Origin of the sequence: Streptomyces filipinensis, from assembly GCF_014649495.1 — a bacterium.
Taxonomy (GTDB): Bacteria; Actinomycetota; Actinomycetes; order Streptomycetales; family Streptomycetaceae; genus Streptomyces; species Streptomyces filipinensis.
In genome coordinates, this window is record NZ_BMTD01000014.1 from 238,397 (window position 1) to 244,847 (window position 6,451).

The following is a 6,451-nucleotide window of genomic DNA, read 5'->3' on the forward strand; positions in this document are numbered from 1 at the left end:
TCCCGGTCACTCCCCTAAGGAAGCAAGAGATGAGCAAGCTGCGCGTGGCGGTCCTCGGTGCCAAGGGCCGGATCGGCTCCGAGGCGGTCAGGGCGGTCGAGGCGGCCGAGGACATGGAGCTGGTCGCCGCCCTCGGCCGGGGCGACACGCTGGAGGCGCTGACGGCGGCCGGCGCCCAGGTCGCCGTGGAGCTGACCACCCCGGACTCCGTCATGGACAACCTCGACTTCTGCGTGCGCCACGGCATCCACGCGGTCGTCGGTACGACGGGCTGGACCGAGGAGCGCCTCGCGCGGCTGAAGGGCTGGCTCGCCCAGTCCCCGCAGACCGGCGTGCTCATCGCGCCGAACTTCTCCATCGGGGCCGTACTGACGATGAAGTTCGCGCAGATCGCCGCGCCGTACTTCGAGTCGGTCGAGGTGGTCGAGCTGCACCACCCGAACAAGGTGGACGCGCCGAGCGGTACGGCCACGCGCACCGCCCAGCTCATCGCCGAGGCCCGCCGGGCCGCCGGTACGGCCCCGGCGCCGGACGCCACGGCCACCGCCCTGGAGGGCGCGAGGGGCGCGAACGTCGACGGGGTCCCGGTCCACGCCGTCCGCCTGCGGGGCCTGCTGGCCCACCAGGAGGTGCTGCTCGGCGGCGAGGGCGAGACGCTCACCGTCCGCCACGACTCCCTGCACCACAGCAGCTTCATGCCGGGCATCCTGCTCGGCGCCCGCCGCGTGGTGACCACTCCGGGCCTGACCTTCGGCCTGGAACACTTCCTGGACCTGAGCTGAGACAGAACCTCCCATGCGCGCGAAGATCACCTACCTCGTCACGGCCGCCGTCCTGGTCTTCTACTTCGTCCTGGTCGGCAGCCGCGGCGTGATGCTCATCCAGTCCGGCACGGTCGTCACCGTCACCTTCGGTGTGGCGGTGCTGATCCTGCCGGTCATCGGCCTGTGGTTCCTGTGGAAGAACACCCAGTTCGTCCGCAGGGCCAACGCCCTCGCCGCCGAGCTGGACGCCGAGGGAGCCCTGCCGGTCGACGAGCTCAAGCGCCTGCCCAGCGGCCGGATCGACCGCGACTCGGCCGACGAGGTCTTCGCCCGGCGCAAGGCCGAGACCGAGGCGTCCCCCGAGGACTGGCGCTGCTGGTTCCGCCTCGCCGTCGCCTACCACGACGCCCGCGACACCCCCCGGGCGCGCAAGGCGATGCAAAGAGCCATAGCCCTGCACGACGGCCGTCCCGTCCACGCCTGACAGCGTCCGGCTGCGCGCCCACCGCCGAGCCCGCGCCGTGCCTCCCCCAGTGCCTTGAGGGCCCGGGAGGTGCCGCGCTGGTGTCGGACGGGGGTGGCTGGGGCGCTGGGCACCGCCCAGCAGAGCGGATCCGTCCCTACGGCGCCAGCCGCCCGCACTCCGCCGCCCACGCCTCCACCGTGTCGGCGGCGCGGTCGAACGCGGCCGGCCGCCCCAGGAAGTCCAGCGTGTGCGTGGTCAGCAGCGGTGCCGTGTCCCCGGCCGAGCGGTCCTGGCGGACGAGCATCAGCGCCTGCCCCTGCACCGTCCGCGGCAGGCCCAGCCAGCGCACCGGCTGCTGCACCGTCCGCGCCGAGAGCACCTGGGCCCACGGTGTCGTACGCGTCATCAGCGGGCCGACCTGACGCACTCCGCGGCCGCTCACCCACACGCCCATGCGCAGCAGCCGCAGTGCTACCGCGATGACCAGGAGCGCCCCGACGAGGACGGCCCCGGCGGCGGACACCGAGTCGGTCAGGGCGATGGCCACCGCGGCGAACAGCACGAACGAGGCGAGCAGCAGCACCAGCGCTGCCACGCCCACACGCCAGGGACCCGGACGGTAGGGGCGCCGCCAGCGCTCCCGGTCGTCGTACGGCAGCGCGCTCTCGGCGGCGGCCTCGAAGGGCCGGTCGGCCGTCAGGAAGGACAGGGGCACGGCTGGTCCTCACAATTCTTGCGTGAGCTGTGCCCGGTGAGGCTATCCGCCGCTGTTCCCGCTCACCACCCTTGGGCGGCCGGAAGGGTCAGTGCCCCTGCGAGGCCTGGGACTGCTGGGCCGGCGTACTGGACGGCGTGGACATCGCCGGCATGCCGATGACGAGGGACCCCGCCAGCCCGGCGACGATCGTGAGTCCCAGCAGCCAGCGCCCGGCTATCTCGCCGAAGGACGCCCGCTGACGGGGCGGGGGAGTGACATTGCTGCGAAACCGGTCCGCCTCGGCCAGGAAGGCGAAGGGTACGGGCTCGCGGGGGGCACCTCCCGGCGGTGGCTGGGGGAGGAACATGGCGGGTACGTCTCCTCTCGGGGGTCGAACGAACAGCCCTCACGGGTACAGACGCTCCAGTGACACAAAAGGTGCCCATGTCGGAAAAAATCCGTGGTGGGATTTTTGAGGTGAGGTCCTGCTCCGGGCCGGGCGGGTGCCCCGTAAGGTGGGCGCGAACCTAAGAAGTGATGGGAAGGACCCCCACCCCCGTGACCACCCCCGAGTCGCTCACGTTCCGCAGTGACGTCACCGTCGAGCTGGTGAAGTCCAGCGCGTCGGACGCCGACGTCCTCTTCGCCGCGAGGGTCTCCACCGCCGGCGAGCAGTCCCTGGACGAGCTGAAGAAGGACCCCGAGCGCTCCAAGGGCCTGATCAACTACCTGATGCGCGACCGGCACGGCAGCCCGTTCGAGCACAATTCGATGACGTTCTTCATCAGCGCCCCGATCTTCGTCTTCCGCGAGTTCATGCGGCACCGCGTGGGCTGGTCGTACAACGAGGAGTCCGGGCGCTACCGGGAGCTGCAGCCGGTCTTCTACGTCCCCGGCGCCGAGCGCAAGCTGGTCCAGCAGGGCCGCCCCGGCAAGTACGTCTTCGTCGAGGGCACCCCGGCCCAGCACGAGGTGGTCAGCAGCACCCTGCGGGAGTCGTACGAGCAGGCGTACACGGCCTACCAGAAGCTGCTCGCCGAGGGCGTCGCCCGCGAGGTCGCCCGCGCGACCCTCCCCGTCGGCCTCTACTCCTCGATGTACGCCACCTGCAACGCCCGCTCCCTGATGCACTTCCTCGGCCTGCGCACCCAGCACGAGCTGGCCAAGGTGCCGTCCTTCCCGCAGCGGGAGATCGAGATGGTCGGTGAGGAGATGGAGGCGGAGTGGGCCAGGCTCATGCCGCTGACGTACGCCGCCTTCAACGCGAACGGGCGCGTGGCCCCGTAGGCAAGGCCTACGAAGCCCTGTTCCCTCACCAGGAACGGATGTCCGGATCAGCCTCGCGAAGTGTCCGTATTGCGGCATTTAGAGAAGTTCATCTAGCCTGATCAAACGGACCCGGCACTGCTTGAACCCCCGAGCAGGCAGTGCCGGGCTCCGCATTTGTCAGGACTTTCCCGGCACCCCACGGGCAGACCACGTATTGAGCACCGAGTAGCGTGTTACCCATGGCTCCGACCTCGACTCCGCAGACCCCCTTCGGGCGGGTCCTCACCGCCATGGTCACGCCCTTCACGGCGGACGGCGCACTCGACCTCGACGGCGCGCAGCGACTCGCCGCCCACCTGGTGGACGCAGGCAACGACGGCCTGATCATCAACGGCACCACCGGCGAGTCCCCCACCACCAGTGACGCGGAGAAATCGGACCTGGTACGAGCCGTACTGGAGGCGGTCGGCGACCGCGCCCACGTCGTCGCCGGAGTCGGCACCAACGACACCCACCACAGCATCGAGCTGGCTCGCGAGGCCGAGCGCACCGGCGCACACGGCCTCCTGGTCGTCACGCCGTACTACAACAAGCCCCCGCAGGAGGGCCTCTACCGGCACTTCACGGCCGTCGCGGACGCCACCGGCCTGCCGGTCATGCTCTACGACATCCCCGGCCGCAGCGGCGTCCCGATCAACACCGAGACCCTCGTCCGGCTCGCCGAACACCCCCGGATCGTCGCCAACAAGGACGCCAAGGGCGACCTCGGCCGCGCCAGCTGGGCCATCGCCCAGTCCGGCCTCGCCTGGTACTCCGGCGACGACATGCTGAACCTCCCGCTGCTCTCCGTGGGCGCGGTCGGCTTCGTCTCGGTCGTCGGTCACGTCGTGACCCCGGACCTGCGCGCTCTGGTCGACGCCCATGTCTCCGGCGACGTCGTCAAGGCCACCGAGATCCACCAGAAGCTGCTCCCGGTCTACACCGGCATGTTCCGCACCCAGGGCGTCATGACCACCAAGGCCGCGCTCGCCCTCCAGGGCCTGCCCGCCGGGCCGCTGCGCCCGCCCATGGTCGAGTGCTCGCCCGAGGAGATTGCCCAGCTCAAGATCGATCTTGCTGCCGGCGGGGTACAGCTCTGACAACAGACTTGGCACCACAAGGGCTTCACAACTGAAGAACAACAGAAGAAGGCGGGCCACCGGTGCCCGCACCCACAACGACAACTGCTTATGCACGAACGTCACGCGCGCCACGTGCCCGACCGGTACGTGGCGCGCGTGGTGAGGAGAGTCTTTTGAGTCATCCGCATCCCGAACTCGGCCCGCCCCCGCCGCTCCCTGAGGGTGGCCTGCGGGTCACCCCACTCGGCGGTCTCGGTGAGATCGGCCGGAACATGACGGTCTTCGAGTACGGCGGCCGCCTGCTGATCGTCGACTGCGGAGTGCTCTTCCCCGAGGAGGAGCAGCCCGGAATCGACCTGATCCTGCCGGACTTCTCGTCCATCCGGGACCGCCTCGACGACATCGAGGGCATCGTCCTCACGCACGGCCACGAGGACCACATCGGTGGTGTCCCCTTCCTGCTCCGCGAGAAGCCGGACATCCCGCTGATCGGCTCCAAGCTGACCCTCGCCCTCATCGAGGCCAAGCTCCAGGAGCACCGCATCCGCCCGTACACCCTTGAGGTGGCGGAGGGGAACCGCGAGCGCGTCGGACCCTTCGACTGCGAGTTCATCGCCGTCAACCACTCCATCCCGGACGCCCTGGCCGTCGCCATCCGCACCCCCGCCGGCATGGTGGTGCACACCGGCGACTTCAAGATGGACCAGCTCCCGCTGGACAACCGCCTCACCGACCTCCACGCGTTCGCGCGCCTGAGCGAGGAAGGCATCGACCTCCTCCTCACGGACTCCACGAACGCCGAGGTCCCGGGCTTCACCCCGCACGAGCGCGACATCTCCAACGTCCTGCGTCAGGTCTTCGCCGGCGCCCGCAAGCGGATCATCGTGGCGAGCTTCGCCAGCCATGTGCACCGCATCCAGCAGATCCTGGACGCCGCCCACGAGTACGGCCGCCGGGTCGCCTTCGTCGGCCGCTCCATGGTCCGCAACATGGGCATCGCCCGCGACCTCGGCTATCTGAAGGTTCCGCCGGGCCTGGTCGTCGACGTCAAGACCCTGGACGACCTGCCGGACCACGAGGTGGTCCTGGTCTGCACGGGCTCCCAGGGCGAGCCGATGGCGGCGCTGTCGCGGATGGCCAACAGGGACCACCAGATCCGGATCGTCGACGGCGACACGGTGATCCTGGCGTCCTCCCTGATCCCCGGCAACGAGAACGCGGTCTACCGCGTGATCAACGGCCTGACCCGCTGGGGCGCCAACGTGGTCCACAAGGGCAACGCCAAGGTGCACGTCTCCGGCCACGCGTCCGCGGGCGAGCTGCTGTACTTCTACAACATCTGCCGCCCGAGGAACCTGATGCCGGTGCACGGCGAATGGCGGCACCTGCGCGCCAACGCCGAGCTGGGAGCGCTCACGGGCGTCCCGCACGACCGGATCGTCATCGCCGAGGACGGCGTGGTGGTCGACCTGGTCGAAGGCAAGGCCAAGATCTCCGGCAAGGTCCAGGCCGGTTACGTCTACGTCGACGGCCTCTCCGTCGGCGATGTCGGCGAGCCGGCCCTCAAGGACCGCAAGATCCTCGGCGACGAGGGCATCATCTCGGTCTTCGTGGTCGTGGACTCGTCCACCGGCAAGATCACCGGCGGTCCGCACATCCAGGCGCGCGGTTCAGGTATCGAGGACTCGGTGTTCGCCGACGTCATCCCGAAGATCACGGAAGTGCTGGAGCGGTCCGCCCAGGACGGTGTCGTGGAGCCCCACCAGCTGCAGCAACTCGTCCGCCGCACCCTCGGCAAGTGGGTCTCGGACAGCTATCGCCGCAGGCCGATGATCCTCCCGGTGGTCGTGGAGGTCTGACGCCCCGTCGGCCGCCGGCCGACGCGAGCCCGGAGCGGGGCGCCTCGATTTGCATCGGGGCGCCCCGCTCCAGTACGTTTACGGCTCCGCCCAACCGGGAACTCCAGCACTTCACGCGCTGGACACAGGTGCCCGGAGCGGGAGGGAAAACCGACTCAGAACTTCTGATAAAGTCGGAACCGCCGGAAAGGGAAACGCGAGAGCGGGAACCTGGAAAGCACCGAGGAAATCGGATCGAGAAAAGATCTGATAGAGTCGGAAACACCGAAGGGAAG

At 69.5% G+C, this 6,451-nt stretch carries 7 protein-coding genes; 5 read left to right on the plus strand and 2 right to left on the minus strand.

Annotation, left to right across the window (positions count from 1 at the left end; all coding sequences use genetic code 11):
- Window positions 1-29: 29 nt before the first annotated feature.
- Window positions 30-782, plus strand: coding sequence for a 4-hydroxy-tetrahydrodipicolinate reductase (gene dapB, locus IE244_RS28690; protein WP_191876460.1), 753 nt, complete (start codon window positions 30-32; stop codon window positions 780-782).
- Between the two features lie 13 nt (window positions 783-795).
- Window positions 796-1,248 carry a tetratricopeptide repeat protein gene (locus IE244_RS28695; RefSeq protein ID WP_191876461.1) on the plus strand — a complete coding sequence of 151 codons (453 nt, stop codon included), beginning with the start codon at window positions 796-798 and terminating at the stop codon, window positions 1,246-1,248.
- Between the two features lie 136 nt (window positions 1,249-1,384).
- Here the strand turns inward: IE244_RS28695 and IE244_RS28700 are convergent, their stop codons facing one another.
- Both IE244_RS28700 and IE244_RS28705 read right to left on the minus strand, forming a co-directional pair.
- Window positions 1,385-1,945, minus strand: a complete 561-nt coding sequence (locus IE244_RS28700) for a phage holin family protein (RefSeq protein ID WP_191876462.1) — start codon at window positions 1,943-1,945, stop codon at window positions 1,385-1,387.
- Window positions 1,946-2,033: 88 nt separating this feature from the next.
- Entirely contained in the window at window positions 2,034-2,294 is a 261-nt protein-coding gene (locus IE244_RS28705) for a hypothetical protein (protein WP_191876463.1), read from the minus strand.
- 170 nt (window positions 2,295-2,464) lie between these two features.
- Here IE244_RS28705 and thyX point away from each other — a divergent pair, with 170 nt between their 5' ends.
- The 3 genes from thyX to IE244_RS28720 all read left to right on the plus strand — a co-directional run bounded on the left by thyX (window position 2,465) and on the right by IE244_RS28720 (window position 6,176).
- Complete coding sequence (gene thyX, locus IE244_RS28710) at window positions 2,465-3,214, plus strand: FAD-dependent thymidylate synthase (RefSeq protein WP_191876464.1); 750 nt, start codon at window positions 2,465-2,467, stop codon at window positions 3,212-3,214.
- 221 nt (window positions 3,215-3,435) lie between these two features.
- A complete protein-coding gene (gene dapA / locus IE244_RS28715; protein ID WP_191876465.1) occupies window positions 3,436-4,335 on the plus strand; it encodes a 4-hydroxy-tetrahydrodipicolinate synthase in 900 nt (299 codons plus the stop codon).
- Between the two features lie 155 nt (window positions 4,336-4,490).
- Window positions 4,491-6,176 (plus strand): ribonuclease J, encoded by a 1,686-nt coding sequence (locus tag IE244_RS28720; RefSeq protein ID WP_191876466.1) that lies wholly within the window; start codon window positions 4,491-4,493, stop codon window positions 6,174-6,176.
- The last annotated feature ends 275 nt before the right edge of the window (window positions 6,177-6,451 follow it).

Bases quoted from the DNA above. Each gene is read 5' to 3' on its own strand.
- dapB (WP_191876460.1), top strand. From the start codon at position 30: ATGAGCAAGCTGCGCGTGGCGGTCCTCGGTGCCAAGGGCCGGATCGGC.
- IE244_RS28695 (WP_191876461.1), top strand. From the start codon at position 796: ATGCGCGCGAAGATCACCTACCTCGTCACGGCCGCCGTCCTGGTCTTC.
- IE244_RS28705 (WP_191876463.1), bottom strand. From the start codon at position 2,294: ATGTTCCTCCCCCAGCCACCGCCGGGAGGTGCCCCCCGCGAGCCCGTA.
- thyX (WP_191876464.1), top strand. From the start codon at position 2,465: ATGGGAAGGACCCCCACCCCCGTGACCACCCCCGAGTCGCTCACGTTC.
- dapA (WP_191876465.1), top strand. From the start codon at position 3,436: ATGGCTCCGACCTCGACTCCGCAGACCCCCTTCGGGCGGGTCCTCACC.